17 protein-coding genes are annotated in these 18,980 nt (G+C 66.5%); 5 read left to right on the top strand and 12 right to left on the bottom strand.

All coding sequences use genetic code 11. The features are described 5' to 3' along the window. The first annotated feature begins 4 nt into the window (after positions 1-4). The 4 genes from murA to hisD are packed head-to-tail and all read left to right on the top strand — an operon-like array spanning position 5 to position 3,661. Entirely contained in the window at positions 5-1,303 is a 1,299-nt protein-coding gene (murA, locus tag ACYVB7_RS07020) for a UDP-N-acetylglucosamine 1-carboxyvinyltransferase (RefSeq protein WP_460506000.1), read from the top strand. Positions 1,304-1,321: 18 nt separating this feature from the next. Beyond that, on the top strand, positions 1,322-1,645 hold the full coding sequence (locus tag ACYVB7_RS07015) for an NIPSNAP family protein (RefSeq protein ID WP_460505999.1): 324 nt from the start codon (positions 1,322-1,324) through the stop codon (positions 1,643-1,645). A gap of 6 nt (positions 1,646-1,651) precedes the next feature. Then, positions 1,652-2,308, top strand: coding sequence for an ATP phosphoribosyltransferase (gene hisG, locus ACYVB7_RS07010; protein WP_460505998.1), 657 nt, complete (start codon positions 1,652-1,654; stop codon positions 2,306-2,308). Between the two features lie 15 nt (positions 2,309-2,323). Then, positions 2,324-3,661, top strand: coding sequence for a histidinol dehydrogenase (gene hisD, locus ACYVB7_RS07005; protein WP_460505997.1), 1,338 nt, complete (start codon positions 2,324-2,326; stop codon positions 3,659-3,661). 28 nt (positions 3,662-3,689) lie between these two features. Here the strand turns inward: hisD and ACYVB7_RS07000 are convergent, their stop codons facing one another. The 9 genes from ACYVB7_RS07000 to ACYVB7_RS06960 form a co-directional block, all read right to left on the bottom strand. Next, a complete protein-coding gene (locus ACYVB7_RS07000) occupies positions 3,690-5,240 on the bottom strand; it encodes a methyl-accepting chemotaxis protein (protein ID WP_460505995.1) in 1,551 nt (516 codons plus the stop codon). 130 nt (positions 5,241-5,370) lie between these two features. After that, positions 5,371-6,366 (bottom strand): type 2 periplasmic-binding domain-containing protein, encoded by a 996-nt coding sequence (locus tag ACYVB7_RS06995; protein WP_460505994.1) that lies wholly within the window; start codon positions 6,364-6,366, stop codon positions 5,371-5,373. 109 nt (positions 6,367-6,475) lie between these two features. Further along, the gene (locus ACYVB7_RS06990; protein ID WP_460505993.1) at positions 6,476-7,723 is read right to left on the bottom strand and encodes a phenylacetate--CoA ligase family protein; all 1,248 of its coding nucleotides are present in this window, start codon (positions 7,721-7,723) and stop codon (positions 6,476-6,478) included. A gap of 93 nt (positions 7,724-7,816) precedes the next feature. After that, positions 7,817-8,626, bottom strand: coding sequence for an ABC transporter ATP-binding protein (locus ACYVB7_RS06985; RefSeq protein ID WP_460505992.1), 810 nt, complete (start codon positions 8,624-8,626; stop codon positions 7,817-7,819). A gap of 59 nt (positions 8,627-8,685) precedes the next feature. Next, positions 8,686-10,023, bottom strand: coding sequence for an ABC transporter substrate-binding protein (locus ACYVB7_RS06980; protein ID WP_460505991.1), 1,338 nt, complete (start codon positions 10,021-10,023; stop codon positions 8,686-8,688). A 105-nt stretch (positions 10,024-10,128) separates the two neighbouring features. After that, positions 10,129-11,205: a branched-chain amino acid ABC transporter permease gene (locus ACYVB7_RS06975; protein ID WP_460505989.1), complete on the bottom strand. Its 1,077-nt coding sequence runs from the start codon at positions 11,203-11,205 to the stop codon at positions 10,129-10,131. Positions 11,206-11,227: 22 nt separating this feature from the next. Then, positions 11,228-12,157 carry a branched-chain amino acid ABC transporter permease gene (locus ACYVB7_RS06970; protein ID WP_460505988.1) on the bottom strand — a complete coding sequence of 310 codons (930 nt, stop codon included), beginning with the start codon at positions 12,155-12,157 and terminating at the stop codon, positions 11,228-11,230. Between the two features lie 14 nt (positions 12,158-12,171). Beyond that, entirely contained in the window at positions 12,172-12,954 is a 783-nt protein-coding gene (locus ACYVB7_RS06965) for an ABC transporter ATP-binding protein (RefSeq protein WP_460505986.1), read from the bottom strand. After that, positions 12,951-14,897, bottom strand: a complete 1,947-nt coding sequence (locus ACYVB7_RS06960; protein ID WP_460505985.1) for an AMP-dependent synthetase/ligase — start codon at positions 14,895-14,897, stop codon at positions 12,951-12,953. Before ACYVB7_RS06960 ends, ACYVB7_RS06965 begins: the two co-directional genes overlap by 4 nt. Positions 14,898-15,052: 155 nt before the next feature. Here ACYVB7_RS06960 and ACYVB7_RS06955 point away from each other — a divergent pair, with 155 nt between their 5' ends. Beyond that, entirely contained in the window at positions 15,053-15,769 is a 717-nt protein-coding gene (locus ACYVB7_RS06955) for a Crp/Fnr family transcriptional regulator (RefSeq protein WP_460505983.1), read from the top strand. Between the two features lie 25 nt (positions 15,770-15,794). Here the strand turns inward: ACYVB7_RS06955 and ACYVB7_RS06950 are convergent, their stop codons facing one another. From ACYVB7_RS06950 to ACYVB7_RS06940, 3 genes are read right to left on the bottom strand one after another with little or no spacing between them, the layout of a single operon-like run. After that, positions 15,795-16,640: a proline dehydrogenase family protein gene (locus ACYVB7_RS06950; protein ID WP_460505981.1), complete on the bottom strand. Its 846-nt coding sequence runs from the start codon at positions 16,638-16,640 to the stop codon at positions 15,795-15,797. Continuing rightward, positions 16,637-17,746, bottom strand: coding sequence for a GNAT family N-acetyltransferase (locus tag ACYVB7_RS06945; RefSeq protein ID WP_460505980.1), 1,110 nt, complete (start codon positions 17,744-17,746; stop codon positions 16,637-16,639). The genes ACYVB7_RS06950 and ACYVB7_RS06945 overlap by 4 nt, the downstream gene beginning before the upstream one ends. A gap of 18 nt (positions 17,747-17,764) precedes the next feature. Further along, positions 17,765-18,922 (bottom strand): GNAT family N-acetyltransferase, encoded by a 1,158-nt coding sequence (locus ACYVB7_RS06940; protein ID WP_460505979.1) that lies wholly within the window; start codon positions 18,920-18,922, stop codon positions 17,765-17,767. Positions 18,923-18,980 lie beyond the last annotated feature (58 nt).

Here is an 18,980-nt window from a genome sequence, read left to right as displayed (position 1 = left end):
CACCATGGACAAACTCCGCATCCAGGGGGGGCTGGCCCTCCACGGCGTGGTGCCCATTTCCGGGGCCAAGAACGCCGCCTTGCCCGAGCTGTGCGCCGCCTTGCTCACCGCCGACCCGGTCACGCTGCTCAACGTGCCGCACCTGCACGACGTGCTCACCATGAAAAAGCTGGTGGCCCACATGGGCTGCCGTGCCGAGCGCCTGCCCGACGACCGCGTGGCCCTGCACGCCCCGGACACCCTGACCCCCGAGGCCCCCTACGAGCTGGTCAAGACCATGCGCGCCTCCATCCTGGCGCTGGGGCCGCTGCTGGCTCGCTTTGGCCGCGCCCGCGTGTCGCTGCCCGGGGGCTGCGCCATCGGTTCGCGCCCGGTGGACCAGCACATCAAGGGCCTGGTGGCCATGGGTGCGCAGATCGAGGTGGTGCACGGCTACATCGAAGCCCGCCTGCCCGACGGTCAGACCCGGCTGAAAGGCGCCCGCATCTCCACCGACATGGTGACCGTCACCGGGACCGAGAACTTCCTGATGGCCGCCGCCCTGGCCGAGGGCGAAACCGTGCTGGAAAACGCCGCCCAGGAGCCGGAGATTGTTGACCTGGCCGAGATGCTCATCGCCATGGGGGCACGCATCGAAGGGCAGGGCAGCAGCCGCATCCGCATCCAAGGCGTGGATCGCCTGCACGGCTGCACCCACACCGTGGTGCCCGACCGCATCGAAGCCGGCACCTTCCTGTGTGCCGTGGCCGCTGCGGGGGGCGAGGCCCTGCTGCAACACGCCCGGGCCGACCACCTGGACGCCGTCATCGACAAGCTGCGCGACGCCGGTGTGACCGTGGAAGCCATGGCCGCCACCGAAACCAGCGCCCCCGGCATCCGCGTGGCCTCAGCCGGTGCGGCGGCGCTCAAGGCGCAGAGTTTCCGCACCACCGAATACCCGGGTTTTCCCACCGACATGCAGGCCCAGTTCATGGCCTTCAACACGGTGGCGCACGGCCCCAGCTCGGTGACCGAAACCATTTTCGAAAACCGCTACATGCACGTGCAGGAACTGCAACGCCTGGGTGCACGCATCCGGGTGGATGGCCGCCTGGCCGTCACCGAAGGCCTGGGACCCGATGGCCGCCTGTCCGGCGCCACCGTCATGGCCACCGACCTGCGGGCCTCGGCCAGCCTGGTCATTGCCGGGCTGGTGGCCGAGGGCGAGACCGTGGTGGACCGCATCTACCACCTGGACCGGGGCTACGACCGCATGGAGGCCAAGCTGGCCGCCCTGGGTGCCCGCATCGAACGCATCCGCTGACCCCTGCTTGGAAGACCGATGATCACCGTGCATGTCACCTACGACATCGACCCGTTCAAGGTGTCTGAATTCGAAACCTATGCCCGCATGTGGATTCCGTTGGTGGAGAAATGGGGTGGCGTGCATCATGGCTATTTCCTGCCCCATGAAGGGGCCAACCATGTGGCGTATTGCCTGTTCAGTTTTGACAGCCTGGCGGCTTACGAGCAATACCGGCTGAACATCCAGTCCGACGACGCCTGTCGGGCTGCCTTTGAATACGCCGAGCAGACACGGTGTGTGCGCTCGGTGAGTCGCAACTTCATGCGACCTGTTTTTTCCATGGCCACAGGCCGGGAGTAAGTTGACGTGATCACCCTGGCCCTGTCCAAAGGACGCATTTTTGAAGAAACCCTGCCCCTGCTGGCTGCCGCTGGCATCACGGTGCTGGAAGACCCGGAAAAGTCGCGCAAGCTCATCCTGCCCACCAACCGGCCCGACGTGCAGGTGGTGCTGGTGCGTGCCTCCGACGTGCCCACCTACGTGGAGTACGGCGGTGCCGACCTGGGCGTGTGCGGCAAGGACACGCTGATTGAGCACGAAGCCAGCTGGGGCACCCATGGCCTGTACCAGCCGCTGGACCTGAACATTGCCCGCTGCCGCATGAGCGTGGCCGTGCGGGCCGACTTTGACTACGCCCACGCCGTGCGCCAGGGCGCCCGGCTGGCCGTGGCCACCAAGTACACCGCCATTGCCCGCGAGTTCTTCGCCAGCAAGGGCGTGCACGTGGACCTGATCAAGCTCTACGGCAGCATGGAACTGGCCCCGCTGACCGGGCTGGCCGACGCCATCGTGGACCTGGTGTCCACCGGCAACACCCTCAAGGCCAACCACCTGGTGGAGGTGGAGCACATCATGGACATCAGCTCGCGCCTGGTGGTCAACCAGGCCGCGCTCAAGGTCAAGCAGGCCGCGCTGCGGCCCATCCTCGACGCCTTTGCCCAGGCGGTGAATGTCCCTGCCTGAGTGCCGGAGATTGCCATGACTTTTGTAGCTGCTCCCGCTTATCTGGTAAGCGCTGAGGCCAATTTTGAGGCTCAATTCAAGGCCCGCCTGCACTGGTCGGCCGACACCGACGCGGCCATCGAGCAGCGCGTGGCCGACATCCTGGCCGACGTGCAGGCCCGGGGCGACGCCGCCGTGCTGGACTACACCGCCCGGTTCGACGGCCTGCAGGCCGACCGCGTGGCCGCCCTGGAGCTGACCGCCGCCGAACTGAAGGCCGCGTTCGACGGCCTGCCCGCCGCCCAGCGCCAGGCCCTGGAAGCCGCCGCCCGCCGGGTGCGCAGCTACCACGAGGCGCAAAAGAAGGCCAGCGGTGAGAGTTGGAGCTACCGCGACGAAGACGGCACCCTGCTGGGCCAGAAGGTCACGCCGCTGGACCGCGTGGGCATCTACGTGCCCGGCGGCAAGGCCGCCTACCCCAGCAGCGTGCTGATGAACGCCATCCCCGCCCATGTGGCCGGGGTGCCCGACATCGTCATGGTGGTGCCTACGCCCAAGGGCGAGAAGAACCCCCTGGTGCTGGCCGCCGCCCACGTGGCGGGCGTGAGCCGCGCCTTCACCATCGGCGGTGCGCAGGCCGTGGCCGCGCTGGCCTACGGCACGGCCACCGTGCCCAAGGTGGACAAGATCACCGGCCCGGGCAATGCCTACGTGGCCAGCGCCAAGAAGCGCGTGTTCGGCACCGTGGGCATCGACATGATCGCCGGCCCCAGCGAGATTCTGGTGCTGGCCGACGGCACCACCCCGCCCGAGTGGGTGGCCATGGACCTGTTTTCACAGGCCGAACACGACGAGTTGGCGCAAAGCATCCTGCTGTGCCCGGACGCGGCCTACATCGCCGCGGTGCAAGCGGAAATCGACCGCCTGCTGCCCACCATGCCGCGTGCGGCCATCATCGCCAAGAGCCTGAGTGACCGGGGGGCCATGATCCTCACCCGCAGCATGGAAGAGGCCTGCGAGCTGAGCAACCGCATCGCCCCGGAACACCTGGAAGTGAGCAGCCGCGATCCGCACCGCTGGGAGCCCCTGCTGCGCCACGCCGGGGCCATTTTCCTGGGGGCCTACACCAGCGAAAGCCTGGGCGACTACTGCGCCGGCCCCAACCACGTGCTGCCCACCAGCGGCACGGCACGCTTTTCCAGCCCGCTGGGGGTGTACGACTTCCAAAAGCGCAGCAGCCTGATTGAAGTGAGCGCCCAGGGCGCCCAGAGCCTGGGCCCCATTGCCGCCGAACTGGCTTATGGCGAGGGTTTGCAGGCCCACGCACGGGCCGCGGAGTTCCGGCTGGAGAACGTGCCGCCCATGCGGGGGTGAGGGTGCGCCGGGGCCTGCGGTGCGGGCCTCAGCCCGTGGTCTTGAACACCGCCACCACCTGAACCAGGTCGTGGGCCTGGTTTTTCAGGCTGGCCGCGGCGGCGGCCATTTCCTCCACCAGCGCAGCGTTCTGCTGCGTGGCCTGGTCCATTTGGGTGATGGCTTCGCCCACCTGCGCCACGCCGGTGCTTTGTTCGGCACTGGCGGCGCTGATCTCGCCCATGATGCGGGTCACCTCCTGCACAGAACTGACCACCTGGTCCATGGTCTGGCCCGCCTTGTCCACCAGCACCGTGCCTTGCTCCACCCGGTCCACGCTGGTGACGATCAGTTCCTTGATCTCCTTGGCTGCAGCCGCACTGCGGCTGGCCAGGTTGCGGACTTCCGAAGCCACCACGGCAAATCCCCGGCCCTGCTCACCGGCGCGGGCGGCTTCCACCGCGGCATTGAGCGCCAGGATGTTGGTCTGGAAGGCAATGCCGTCGATCACGCTGATGATGTCGCCGATCTTGCGGCTGGAGTCGCTGATGCCCTTCATGGTGTCCACCACCTCGGCCACCACCTGACCGCCTGACACCGCCACCCGAGACGCGGCAATGGCCAACTGGTTGGCGTGGGTGGCGGACTCGGCGTTGCGCTGCACGGTGGAGCCCAGTTCTTCCATGGACGCGGCGGTTTCTTCCAGGGCGCTGGCCTGGTGTTCGGTCCGCAGGGACAGGTCGTTGTTGCCCTGGGCAATTTCCGCGCTGGCCGTGGCCACCGATTCCGAGCCGTGGCGCACGGCGGTGACCACGTTCATCAGGCCGGTTTGCATGGCCTGCAGGGCCTCCAGCAGGCGGCCCACCTCGTCCTTGCTGTGGGCGGGCACTTTGGCGGTGAGGTCGCCCGCGGCCACCTGATGGGCGATTTTGGTGGCGTGGTTCAAAGGGGCCGTGATGGACTTGGCGATCATCCACACCACCAGCACCGCCAGTGCCAGGCTGACCACCCCCAGCATCACCAGCATCTGGTTGGCAAACCGACGGGTGGCCTGGATGTCCTTGGAGAGCTTGTCCACCTGGTTGCGCTGGATTTGCAGCAGGTCTTCAATGCTCTGCACATACAACTTGGAGGTGGGGACCAGCTTCTGTTCCAGGATCTGGCTGGCCTGGTCGGCTTGGCCCTCCTTCTTCAGCTTGAGGATGGCATTGCGGGCATCCAGGTAGGCGTTGCGGTGCCCATCGATCTTTTCGATGGCGGCCTTTTCTTCCGCCGTGTCCATCTGGTCTTGGATGCGTTTGTAGTACTCGCCCGAGGTCTGGGTCGACAGCTTTTGTTCCTCGGCAAAAAAGTCCACCAGGCCCGGATCGCTGCTGCGGGCAATGGCGGTGGCCCGGGTGATGGACGCCCTCACGTTGCGAAACCAGTCGCTCATGGTGCGCTCGGTGGCGATGGGCTCGGTCATCATCTTTTCGGTGGCGTCGGCCACCGCGTTGAGCTGGAAGATGCTGAGGCAAATGACCACCGCGGACAACACCAGCACCAGTGCAAAACCCAGTGTGAGGCGTTTGGCGATGGAGATGTCGGGCAAATGGATCATGGCAGTGGGCGGGCAGTGGGATTGGTCATGCTATTCCAGCATACATCCATGCAAATGCGCCGGTATGACACTCGCAAAAAAAATGGGCTGCCTCAGGCAGCCCTTTCCATGTCCAAGGTCCGGTGGCGGGTCAGTCGGCGAACTTGCCCGCGCCCTCGATCACCGGCTTGAGCTTGGCGATTTCAGCGGCCACAAACGCCTTGTGGCCTTCGCGTTCGATGCGCTTGTCGGTGGCGACGATGGCACCCAGGCCCTCTTCCTTCTTGATGAAGTCGGGGTCTTTCAGGGCCACTTTCAGGGCGTCGTTGATCTTCTTCAACACGGCTTCGGGCGTGCCCTTGGGGGCGTACAGGCCGTGCCAGATGGTCAGCTCAAAGCCCTTCAAGCCCATTTCCTGCAGGCTGGGGTAGTCCTTCAGCAGCTTGTGGGTGCTCAGGGGTTTGGCGGTGGTGACGGCAAAGGCCTTCACCCGGCCGGCTTCGATCTGGCCCACGGTGTTGGTGGTCTGGTCACACATCACGTCCACTTGGCCGCCAATCAGGTTGGTCATGGCCGGGGCCGTGCCACCGAAGGGGATGGTGGTCATGGAGTCGGTCAGCTTGACCGCGTGTTGCCACATCAGGCCGCAAATGTGCGAGGCCGAGCCCAGGCCCGCGTGCGCAATGTTGAGCTTGCCGGCGTTGGCCTTGATGTAGTTTTCAAAGTCGCGGTAGGTGTTGGCGGGCAGCTGGGGCTTGCCCAGCAGGGTCATGGGCACGTCGTTGACGATGCCCAGGAACTCGAAGTCTTCCATGGGCTTGTAGGGCAGCTTGCGGTACAGCGCCGGGGTGGCCGCCATGCCGATGTGCCACAGCAGCAGGGTGTAACCGTCGGGTTTGGCCTTGGCCACCTTGTTGGCGCCGATGGTGCCGCCCGCACCCGCGGCGTTTTCCACGGTGATGCTGACGTTGCCCAAAGGTTTGCGCATGGCTTCGGCCAGGTCGCGGGCCACACGGTCGGTGGGGCCACCAGCGGCAAACGGCACCACGATGCTGATGGGCTTGCTGCCAGGGAAGTCCTGGGCCAGTGCGGCGGTGTTGCTGGCCAGCGCGAGAGTGGCCAGGGCCAAAGCGGTGCGACGTTTCATGGTGACTCCTTGAGATGGTTGCAATCGCCATGCTAGGGCTTTTGTCTTGCCCGGGGCATCGCGGCTACTACGTAACGGGGGGCTAGGGATTACCCCGAGGTGAAGGGGCTCACTCATAACGGCGGGCGTCTTCAATCACCTTGCCGTCGTTGGGCAGGCGGCCCGGGTCCACCCGCACCACCTCGGCGCGCAGCTTGGTCACGTCGCGTACGGCGGCCCCGATGGCGGCCTGGGTGGCCTCGTCCAGGGCCGCGCATTCCACGTTCAGGGTCATCTGGTCGTTGGCCATTTCTCCGGTCACCACCAGGCGGCCCTTGCCCAGCTGGGGGAAGCGCTTGAGCACCTCGTTGACTTGGCCCGGGTGCACGAACATGCCGCGCACCTTGGTGGTCTGGTCGGCCCGGCCCATCCAGCCCTTGATGCGGGGGGCGGTGCGCCCCGTGGGGCAGGGGCCCGGCAGGATGGCCGACAGGTCGCCGGTGCCGAAGCGGATGAGGGGGTAGTCGGGGTTGAGGGTGGTGATGACCAGTTCGCCCACATCGCCATCGGGCACGGGCTCGCCGGTGCCGGGGCGCACGATCTCGACAATGACGCGTTCGTCCAGCACGAGGCCCTCACGCGCTTCGGTTTCGTAGGCGATGAGGCCGATGTCCGCCGTGGCGTAGCACTGGTAGGCGTTCACGCCGCGCTCGGTGAACCAGTGGCGCAGGCTGGGCGGGAAGGCCTCGCCCGACACCAGGGCCTTGGTCAGGCTGGGCAGGGCCACGCCGGTTTCGGCGGCTTTTTCCAGGATGATCTTCAGGAAGCTGGGCGTTCCCGCATACCCGGCGGGCCGCAGTTCGGCCATGGCACCCACCTGCTGCTCGGTCTGGCCGGTGCCGCCGGGGAACACGGTGCAGCCCAGGGCGTGGGCACCGGTTTCCATCATGGAACCTGCTGGGGTGAAGTGGTAGCTGAAGCCGTTGTGCACCAGGTCGCCCTGGCGGAACCCGGCGGCAAACAGGGCGCGGGCAATGCGCCAGTAGTCGGGGCGGGTGCCCTCGGGTTCGTACAGGGTGCCGGGGCTGGCAAACACCCGGCGCATGGCGGGGCCGAAGCCCACGGCACTGAAACCGCCAAAGGCGTTGGCTGCACGACCGGCTTTCTGACGCTCCAGCAGCTCGTGTTTGCGGATGACGGGCAGCTGGGCCAGGGCCTCGCGGCTGGTGATGCGGGCGGCATCCACCTCGGCCAGCAGGCTGGCAAAGGCGGGGGTGGCCTGCTGGGCGTGGGCCACCACGCCGGGCAGGGCCGCCATCAGGGCCGATTCGCGCTCGGCAGGGGAACGGGTTTCAAGCGCGTCAAAAAAAGCGGACATGGCAAGACTCCTTGGGCGGGCCAGGGGGCGGCGGAAAGAGGGGGAACAGGCGGGGGAACGGCAGGAGAAAGGCTGGGGCGAGGAGGCGACGGATCAGGCCAGCCAGCGCTTGCGGCGCTTGTAGCTTTTCACGTCCTTGAAGCTCTTGCGCTCGCCACCGCCCACGCCCAGGTAGAACTCCTTGACGTCTTCGTTGTTGCGCAGGTCTTCGGCGGTGCCGTCCATCATGATGCGGCCCGACTCCATGATGTAGCCGTAGTCGGCGTACTTCAGGGCCATGTTGGTGTTCTGCTCGGCAATGAGGAAGGTGACCTTTTCCTTGGTGTTGAGGTCTTTGACGATCTCGAACACCTCCTCCACGATTTGCGGCGCCAGGCCCATGGAGGGCTCGTCCAGCAGCACCACGTTGGGGTTGGCCATCAGGGCGCGGCCAATGGCGCACATCTGCTGCTCGCCGCCCGAGGTGTAGGCCGCCTGGCTGGTGCGGCGCGTCTTCAGACGGGGGAAATAGGTGTAGACCTTGTCCAGGTTGGCCTCCACCTCGGCCTTGCTGGTGCGGGTGTAGCTGCCGGTCATCAGGTTTTCTTCGATGGTCAGGTGGGCAAAACAATGCCGCCCTTCCATGACCTGCACCACCCCGCGTTTGACCAGTTCGGCGGGCGAGAGGTTTTCGATGCGTTCGCCCCGCAGTTCGATGCTGCCCTTGGTGACTTCACCCCGCTCGGCCTTGAGCAGGTTGGAGATGGCGCGCAGTGTGGTGGTCTTGCCCGCGCCGTTGCCACCCAGGATGGCCGCAATCTGGCCTTCGTTCACGGTCAGCGAGACGCCCTTGAGCACCAGGATGACGTGGTTGTAGATGACTTCGATGCCGTTGACGTTGAGGACGGTGTGGGGGGTGCTCATGGTGCGACCTTGGAAGGGGGCCCGACCACCCCCGGGCAGGGGCGGTCGGGCGGATGCGATCAGGACTGGCAGTCTTTGGCGTCCCGGCGGGTCAGCTTCTTCTCGGCGGCGTACTTGTCGGCCGCGGTCTTGACCATGGGCTTGAGGATCTGCTCATCGGCCTGGTACCAGTCGGACGACCAGTTGAACTTGGCCCCGTCCCAGGTGTGCACGCGGGCCCAGGCGGAGCCCATGTGGTCCTGACAGCTGGTGGAGATGGGGCGCATCACGCCCTTGAAGCCCAGCGCATCCAGCTTGGCCTGGGTCAGGTTCAGGTTCTCCAGGCCCCAGCGGACCTGTTCACCCGTCATGACCTTGCCCTTGCCGAAGCGCTCTTGGGCGGCACGCACGCCTTCCACGGCCAGCATGGCGCTCATGGCCCCGCGCACGTACAACACGTCACCCACTTCGTCCTTGGGGCCGGTGCCCTGGTTCTTGCCGTGGACCTTGGTCAGGATTTCCTTGACGAAATCGGCACCCTTTTCGGCCCCGTGCTGCATCATCACCGCCTTGTAGCCCTTGGCACCCTGGCCCACGTCCTTCACGTCGGGCTCGGCACCGGCCCACCACACGCCGTACATCTTGTCGCGCGGGTAGCCGGTGGCCTGGGCTTCCTTCAGGGCGGTGGAGTTCATCACGCCCCAGCCCCAGTTGATGACGTAGTCGGGCCGGTTCTGGCGGATCTGCAACCAGGTGGCCTTTTGTTCGACACCGGGGTGGGTGACCGGCAGCAGGCTCAGCTGGAAGCCGTGGGTGGCCGCATGCTCTTGCAGCACCGGAATGGGCTCCTTGCCAAACGGGCTGTCGTGGTAGATGAGGGTGATCTTCTTGCCCTTGAGCTTGTCCCAGCCGCCCAGGTTCTTGGCAATGTCCTGCAGGATCACGTCAGCCGCCACCCAGTAGGTGCCCGCCAGCGGGAAGTTCCACTTGAACACCCCACCGTCCTGGCTTTCGGAACGGCCATAACCCGCGGTGACCAGCGGAATCTTGTCGGACGGCGCCTTTTCGGTCAGCGCAAAGGTGATGCCGGTGGACAGCGGCTGGAACACGGTGGCCCCGCCGTTCTTGCCCTTCAGGCGCTCGTAACACTCCACGCCGCGGTCGGTGGCGTAGCCGGTTTCGCACTCTTCAAAGCTGAGCTTCACGCCATTGAGCCCGCCGCGCTCGTTGACCAGCTTGAGGTAGTCCACGTAGCCGTTGGCAAAGGGCACGCCGTTGGGCGCGTAGGCCCCGGTGCGGTACACCAGCACGGGGAAGAACTGCTCCTTGGTCTGGGCCACGGCTTGCGTGGTGACGAGGGCACTGGTCAGGCCGGTGGCGACCAGGCCCACGGCGAGGGCCAATTGACGGATTTTCATGGTTTGTCTCCTATCGAAAAGAAAGCACTCAGATCAACACACACAAGCGCAAGGGGCAAAAATTGCTGTGCAAGTGCGCCAGCTGCACAGGCAGACACTGAAACCTCAATGCGGGAAGGGCCACAGCCGCAGCTTCTGCTTGGCCACGCTCCACAGCTTGGCCAGGCCGTGGGGCTCGACGATCAGGAACCACACGATCAGGGCACCGAACACCATGTACTCGGTGTGCGACACCGCGGCGGTGGAAATCTCCACCCCCACCACACCGCCCAGCAGCGGCAGGAACTGGTTGAGGAAGATGGGCAGCACCACGATGAAGGCCGCGCCGAACAGGCTGCCCATGATGGAGCCCATGCCGCCGATGATCACCATGAACAGCAGCGAGAACGAGCGGTCCACCGAGAAGGCCGCCGGTTCCCACGAGCCCAGGTGCACAAAGCCCCACAGTGCACCCGCCACGCCCACGATGAAGGAGCTGACGGCAAAGGCGCTGAGCTTGGCGTACATGGGGCGGATGCCGATGACCGCGGCGGCCACGTCCATGTCGCGGATGGCCATCCATTCGCGGCCAATGGCCCCGCGCACCAGGTTCTTGGCCAGCAGCGCAAACACCACCAGGAAGGCCAGGCAGAACAGGTACTTCTGCACCGGGGTTTCGATGGGCAGGCCGAACACCTGCAGGTTGGACACCGACACCGAGCCCGACGAGTTGTTGTTGGTGAACCAGCCGATGCGCAAAAACGCCCAGTCGCAGAAGAACTGCGCCGCCAGCGTGGCCACCGCGAGGTACAGGCCCTTGACCCGCAAGCTGGGGATGCCGAAGAACATGCCCACCAGCGTGGCAAAGAAACCCCCCGACAGGATGGCCACCACCAGTGGCATGCCCTCCACCCGCACGAAGGTGTTGTAGGCCATGTAGGCCCCCACCGCCATGAAGGCCCCGGAGCCCAGCGAAATCTGCCCGCAGTAGCCCACCAGGATGTTCACCCCCACGGCGGCCAGCGCCAGGATCAGGAAGGGGATGAAGATGGCGCGGAACATGTACTCGTCGAACAGCAGCGGCACGCCCACGGCGGCAAACGCCACCAGCGCCAGGATGGCCCAGCGGTCCTGGGCAATGGGGAAGATCTGCTGGTCAGCCCGGTAGCTGGTCTTGAACTGGCCGTTTTCGCGGTAGAACATGGTGTGGCCCTTTAAAACAAATTCATACCCGGTCGATGATCTTTTCGCCGAACAGCCCTTGGGGCCGGAACAGCAGGAACACCAGGGCCAGCACGTAGGCAAACCAGATTTCGATGCCACCGCCCACCATGGGGCCGATGTACACCTCGGACAGCTTCTCGCCCACACCGATGATCAGCCCGCCGATGATGGCGCCGGGCACCGAAGTGAGCCCGCCCAAAATGATGACGGGCAGGGCACGCAGCGCCACCGTGGTCAGCGAAAACTGCACCCCCAGCTTGGAGCCCCAGATCATCCCGGCCACCAGCGCCACCACCCCGGCCACGCACCACACGATGACCCAGATGCGGTTGAGCGGAATGCCGATGGACTGGGCGGCCTGGTGGTCATCGGCCACGGCCCGCAGGGCACGCCCGGTGCTGGTCTTCTGGAAGAACAGCGACAGCGCCACCACCAGCGCGGCGGCAATGCCGGCGGCGATCAGGTCTTCCTTGTTGATGAGGATGCCGCCCTCGAACACCGACTCCAGCACAAAGATGGGGTCCTTGGGCATGCCGATGTTGATCTGGTAGATGTCGCTGCCAAAAATCGTCTGGCCCGCGCCGTCCAGGAAGTAGGTGATGCCCAGCGTGGCCATCAGCAGCGTGGCCCCTTCCTGGTTGACCAGGTGGCGCAGCACCAGCCGCTCGATCAGCCAGGCCACGGCAAACATGATGGCCGCAGCCACCGCAAACGCCAACAGGTTGGCCAGCAGCAGGCTGTCGGTGCCCAGCCACTTGGGAATCCAGTCCGAAAAGCGGGCCATGGACAGCGCTGCGAACAGCACCATGGCCCCTTGGGCAAAGTTGAACACGCCCGAGGCCTTGAAGATGAGCACAAAGCCCAGCGCCACCAGCGAATACAGCATGCCCGCCATCAGGCCGCCAAACAGGGTTTCGAGGAAAAATGCCATGGTGTGCCTCGCGTTCAGTGTGAGGTGCCCAGGTAGGCCCGGATCACGTCTTCGTTGTTGCGCACCTCGTCGGGGGTGCCGTCGCCGATCTTCTTGCCGTAGTCCAGCACCACCACGCGGTCGGAGATGTCCATCACCACGCCCATGTCGTGCTCGATCAGCACGACCGTGGTGCCGAATTCGTCGTTGATGTCGAGGATGAAGCGGCACATGTCCTGCTTTTCCTCCACGTTCATGCCCGCCATGGGCTCGTCCAGCAGCAGCACCTGCGGCTCCATGGCCAGGGCGCGGCCCAGGTCCACCCGCTTTTGCAGGCCGTAGGGCAGCTGGCCCACGGGCGTCTTGCGAAAAGCCTGGATCTCCAGGAAGTCGATGATGTGTTCCACCTTCTCGCGGTGGGCCACCTCCTCGCGCTCGGCGGGGCCCAGGCGCAGGGCCTGCATCAGGATGTTGCTCTTGATGCGCAGGTTGCGTCCGGTCATGAGGTTGTCGATCACGCTCATGCCCTTGAACAGCGCCAGGTTCTGGAAGGTGCGGGCAATGCCCATCTCGGCCACCTGGCGGCTGTTCATGTGTTTGAACGTCTGGCCGCGGAAGGTGATGGAGCCTTCGGTGGGCGTGTACACGCCGTTGATGCAGTTGAGCATCGAGCTTTTGCCCGCGCCGTTGGGGCCGATGATGGCGCGGATCTCGTGCTCCTTCACGTTGAAGCTGATGTCGGTCAGCGCCTTCACGCCACCAAAGCGCAGGCTGATGTTCTTGACGTCCAAGATGACTTCACCGATTTTCTTGCTCATGCTGCGGCTTTCACGGGGGCAAAGGTCTGGGTGTCCATCAGCTTCAGCGTGGCGCTGACGCTGCCGGTGCGGCCGTCTTCAAACTTCACGGCGGTTTCGATGAACTGCTCGGTCTTGCCCTCGTACAGCGCATCGACCAGCACCTTGTACTTGTCGCCAATGAAGCCGCGGCGGACTTTGTTGGTGCGGGTCAGCTCGCCGTCGTCGGCGTCCAGCTCCTTGTGCAGCACCAGAAAGCGGCTGATCTGGCTGCCCGCCAGCAGGCTGTCCTGCGCCAGGTCGGCATTGACCTTTTCAATGCACTCCTTGATGAGCTGGTACACCTCGGGCTTTTGCGCCAGATCGGTGTAGCCCGCATAGGGCAGGTTGCGGCGCTCGGCCCAGTTGCCCACGGCATCGAAGTCGATGTTGACCATCACGCACACCCGGTCGCGCTGGTCGCCAAAGGCCACCACCTCCTTGATGTGGCTGAAGAACTTGAGCTTGTTCTCCACGTACTTGGGCGCAAACATGGCCCCGTCGTTGGCCCCGCCCAGGATGCGGCCCACGTCCTTCACGCGGTCGATGATCTTCAGGTGGCCCTGGGCGTCGATGAAGCCCGCGTCGCTGGTGTGGTACCAACCGTCGGGCGTGAGCACCTCGGCGGTGGCCTTGTCGTTCTTGTAGTAGCCCTTGAGCAGGCCGGGCGACTTCACCAGCAGCTCGCCGTTGTCGGCCAGTTTGATTTCCACGCCCTCGCAGGGCACGCCCACGGTGTCGGCGCGGGCCTCGTGGTCGGGTTGCAGGCACACAAACACCGCCGTCTCGGTGGAGCCGTAGAGCTGCTTGAGGTTGATGCCAATGCTGCGGTAGAAGCTGAACAGGTCCGGCCCGATGGCCTCGCCCGCGGTGTAGGCCACCCGCACCCGGGAAAAGCCCAGGGTGTTTCGCAGCGGGCCGTACACCAGCAGGTTGCCCAGCGCGTACATGAGGTTGTCGACCAGGCCCACGTCCTGGCCGTCCATCTTGCGCGGGCCGACCCGGCGGGCCACGTCCATGAAGGTGTGGAACATCTTGCGCTTGAGGGCACCGGCGTCTTCCATGCGGATCATCACGCTGGTCAGCAGGCCTTCAAACACCCGGGGCGGCGCAAAGTAGTAGGTGGGGCCCACTTCCTTCAGGTCGATGTTGACCGTGCTGCCCGACTCGGGACAGTTGACCACGTAGCCCGCCGCCAACCACTGGGCGTAGCTGAAGATGTTCTGGCCGATCCAGGCCGGGGGCAGGTAGGCCAGCACCTCGTCGCTGGGGCCCAGCTTGTCGAACTTGGCCCCCACGTCGGCGCGGTTGAGCAGGCTGAAGTGGGTGTGCACCACGCCCTTGGGGTTGCCCGTGGTGCCCGAGGTGAAGAACATGGCGGCCACGTCATCGGGCTGGGCCTTTTGCACCTCGTCGGCAAAAAACTGGGGGTGCACCCCGGCAAAGGCCTGACCCGAGGCGGCCAGCTCGTCCAGTGCGGCCAGGCCCTCCTGGTCGTAGTGGCGCAGGCCGCGCGGGTCGTCGTAATACACGTGGGTGAGCTGGGGGCACTGCTCGCGGATGTCGAGCATCTTGTCCACCTGCTCCTGGTCCTCCACCACGGCAAACCGCACTTCGGCGTTGTTGATGGGGAACACGCATTCATGGGCCACGGCGTCCTGGTACAGCGGCACCGGAATGGCCCCCAGCGCCTGGGCGGCCAGCATGGTGGCGTACAGGCGGGGGCGGTTGGCCCCGATCACCACCAGGTGCTCGCCCCGGTGCAGGCCCGCCTGGTGCAGGCCACAGGCCAGGTGTTGCACCAGGCTGAGCATGCCGCCCCAGGTGGTGGTTTGCCAGATGCCGTATTCCTTCTCGCGCATGGCCGCCGCATCCGGTCGCTGGGCCGCGTGCGCCATCAGCAATTGGGGGAAGGTGGTCCGCATGACGTCTCCTGGTGTTCTGTGGGCTTGCCTTGGCCCGTGGTTGAAGCGCATGGTAGGAGTCGGTTTGACGCCATGTTGTCGTTGTGACGACAATCTAGGGTCTGCCCTCCTAGGACTTTCCCTAGATTCCACCCGGAAAATTCCGATTTCTCGCCATGACGACGATTCCTTTGCTCCGACAGCGGGCGCGGCCCCTGACCCCGGACGAACTCGCCTCGGTGGCCTGGTTGTCCGCGTTGACCGAGCCCGAGCGCGAGCGAGCGGTGGATGCACTCATCGTGTCCGAAACCCGCCCCGGCGACACCATTTGCCGCATCGGCAAACCCGCCAACTACTGGTTCGGCTTGATCGACGGCCTGCTGAAGATGAGCAACGACGACTCGCAGGGCCCCGTCATCACCTTCACCGGCGTGGCCCCGGGCGGCTGGTTTGGCGAGGGCACGGTGCTCAAGCGCGAGGTGTACCGCTACAACATCCAGGCCTTGCGCAAGAGCCGGGTGGCGGGCCTGCCGTCGGACACCTTCCACTGGCTCATCGAACACTCGCTGGGCTTCAACCGCTTCGTCATGCTTCAGCTCAACGAGCGGCTGGGGCAGTTCATTGCAGCGCGCGAAATTGACCGCCTGAACGACCCCGATCTGCGCGTGGCCCGCAGCCTGGCCACGCTGGTCAACCCGGTGCTGTACCCCAACGTGGGTGAGCTGCTGCGCATCACCCAGCAGGAGCTGGCCTACCTGGTGGGGCTGTCGCGCCAGCGGGTGAACGAGGCGCTGTCGTCCCTGCAGGCGCAGGGCATGATCCAGGTGGAATACGGCGGCCTGCGGGTGCTGGACCTGGCGGCACTGCGCGCCAGCGCCCCGCTCAAGCGCTGATCGTCGGCGCTTGCCCCGGGAACGCTCAGAACGGCAGCAGCTGCCGCGCCAGGGGCAGCAGGCGCAGGGGGTTGCGCATCACGCTGGACACCACGTAAGGCAGGTAGGCCTGGCCATACGCCACGTACACGGTGGTGGGCAGCTGCCGCGCCTGGGCCAGTGTCCGTTGGCGGCGCATGGGCAGGCCGTGCAGCTGTTCCAGGCTGATGGGCGTGCCCGCGTCCAACAGGCAGCGGGTGGCCTGGTCGCACAGCGCGGGGTTGTGGGTGGCCACGCCCACGGGGGCTTGGCGGCCCGCCAGGGCGCGGGCCACCGCCAGGTAGCCCGCAAAGGGGTCCAGGGCGTCGGCGTCGGGGAACTGGCCTTTGACGATGCGCACCGCCAGGCCCAGCTCGGAGGCCCAGGCGGCATCGTCCACGCTGCGCTTCCAGCGCCCGGGCAGGGTGTAGCCCACCTGCAAGGCGCTGCCATGCCGGGCCACCAGGCGTTCCACCGCGGCGCGGGTGGGTGCGGCGGATTCCGGCCCCATGGCGTCAAAGTGCAGGCGCACCCCGCGTTGCAGTGCCAGCGCGGCCAGGGGTTCCAGCAGCGCTTGTGATTGGCCCGAGCCGCCAGGGCCCTCCAGCGCCGTGAGTTTGATGGACACGTAGTGCGGCGGCGTCAGCACCGCCGTGGCCTGCAGGCATTCGCGCTGCACCTGCTCGGGCGGCTCGCCCTCCTGGTCCCAGTAGCCCAGCGTGGTCGCCATGCCCTGGGCCTGGTAACGCTGCGCCACCCGGCGGGCGTCGTCCAGCGTGGGGCCGGCCACATACCGTTTGGCCACCTGGGCCAGCAGCCGTTGCATGGACTGGGAGGCCAGCGCTCGGATCATGAGGGGGTCCTTTCAAAATGCGTCGCCGCGGGGCGGCGCAGCAGGGTGGCGGCGCGGCGCAGCGCCAAGGCGCCCACATGCCAGCCTTGGGCCCAGCGGTGGGGGTAGAGCGTCACGCTTTCGGTGGGGTATTCCAGCTCGGTCCACATCCGCGTCCACCGGGCGGCCAGCCCCAGGAATTCACACGCGCCCAGGCCCTGCTGGCAGGCATACCGCAGCACTTCCATCATCAGCAGGTTGCCGGGGGAACAGTCGGCAAATGCCTCGTCGTAGCCGATTTTCAGCAGCCAGATGGCCCCGCCGCACACCACGTCCAGCTGAACCGCCACGGTCTGCCCACCCAGCGTCATCGTCGCCACGCGCAACACGCCCGCACGGCAGGCCAGCGTGGCATAACGCTCAAAAAAGGCCTTGGCCGCGTGGTCTTGCATCAAGGCCGATTGCTGTGCGCCTTTCCACCCGGCGGCCTCCACCCGGAAGGCTTCGGCCAGCAGGGCGGGCAGTTCGGCCTCGGTGGGGGTGAGCACGGCAAAGTGTGCGGGGCCGTGTTTTTCGGCGCGGCGCAGCATGCGCCGCAGGTCGGAGCGCCGCCCGGCGTTCAGCACATGGTCGGGGTTGCCATCCAGCAGCACCCGGGGCGAGCCGGGGCGCGGGCGTCGGCGGCAGGCCGCGGCGGCGGTGAGGCCGCGGGCCAGCGTGTCCAGCGATTCGGCATGCCCCGGGTGCCGCTCCAGCACCACAGGGCAGCCCTGCTGGCGCAGGGTGGCGTCCAGCAGCTCGGCCAACGCGGCTGGGGTGCGGTACAGCAGCTCGGTGGGTTCGTACAGCTCGCTGGACGACAGCAGCTCCAGGCAGGGCAGGCCCCAGGTGCGTTTGCGCACCAGCGGCAGCACCGCGTGCAGTTCGCCCGCCCGCACCAACACGGCCAGGCACACGGTGTGGGGCCGTTGGCGGGCGTAGCTGTCCAGGTAGGCCTGCGTCCACTCCGGGCGGGCCATGGGGTTGGCGGCCTGGGCTTCGGCCAGCGCCGTCCAGGCGGGGGTCAGCAGGGGCAGGTCGTGGGCACCCAGAAAGTGGACGCCGTCGGGCAGGTGGGGCAAGTGCATGGGCAGGTCAGGGGCCGCTCAGGGGTGGCGGGTCAGGCGGCAGGCCAGTGCGGTGGCGTGCCGCAGCAGCGTGGCCTTGAGGCCGCTGCCGCCGGTCAGCAGCACCTCGGCATAGTCCAGCTCCTGGGGGGACCAGCGGGTTTTGGAGACGTCCCGCCCCACCGACAGGTTGACGTGGCGCAGCCCCTGGCCCAGGGCCCATTGCAGCACCTCGGCCACCAGCGTGGTCATGACGCTGTAGGGCGCCCAACGGTGTTCGTAGCCCGAGTAGTACAGGTACAGGCTGCCCGGCGTGCGAAACCCCAGGCGCAGGGCCACGCGCTCCTGGTCCACCCACAGCACAAACATCAGCGGTTGCAGGGTGGCATCGGTCTCGGCCTCGGCCTGTTGCAGCAGCGCCCGCAGAAACTCACGGTGCTGGGGCTGTGCGAAATAGTCGGGGTGGGGCACGGTGTCGGGCCGCTGGGAGCGCTGGCTGTGCAGTTGCCAGAACAGGGGCAGCAGGCCCTCGATGGCGGCGGCACCGCTCACCACCTCCAGCCGGGGGGTCTTGCCCTCGCGGGCCAGCGAGTTGTAGCAGCGCCGCAGGGACTCCTTGATGTTGCGCTTCAGCCCCGTGCGAAAGACCTCCCAGCTGTCGGGCAGCGTCAGCCAGAACATGGGCGTCAGGCGGTGGCGGTGCACACGGGCGGGGTCCAGCGGGGCCAGGGTGGCCTCCAGCGCTGCGGCGGGCAGCTCCAGCTTGTGCCAGCCCCACACCCGGCGGGCGCGTGCCAGCAGCGCCTGGGCCACCGCGGCCTCGCAGCCGGGTTCGATCAGGGGGGCCCTGAGCTCGGTCAGGTTGGGGTCGGCCCCCACCGGGCGGTCAAACACCAGTGCGGGGCCCAGCGGCCACAGCCGGTAGCGGGTGCGCACCATGGGGGCCAGGGCCACCAGCCGCGGGCCTTGGGTCACCCGCAACAGCAGCGGTTCGTCCTGGCGCAACAGGCGGCGCACACCAAAGCTGCTGATCCAGGCCTGTGCCCAGGCGGGTGTCTGGAAGGGCAGGGGGCCGGGCAGGCGGTGCAGCAGGGTGTTCCAGTCGGTCTGCACGGCCCGGAAAGCGTCCACGCCCAGGCACTCCTCCACCCGAAGGGGCTGAGCAGTGTCGGATGAAGGAACTTGGGCAAGGCTCACACGGTGACCGGGCGCAGGGAGTGGGGGATTCGGGGGGGCGGGACAGGATAGCAGAGGG

This window comes from Hydrogenophaga soli, assembly GCF_054777695.1.
The sequence above is the reverse complement of the archived record's forward strand: the minus strand, read 5'-3'. Positions and strand labels throughout refer to the sequence as shown.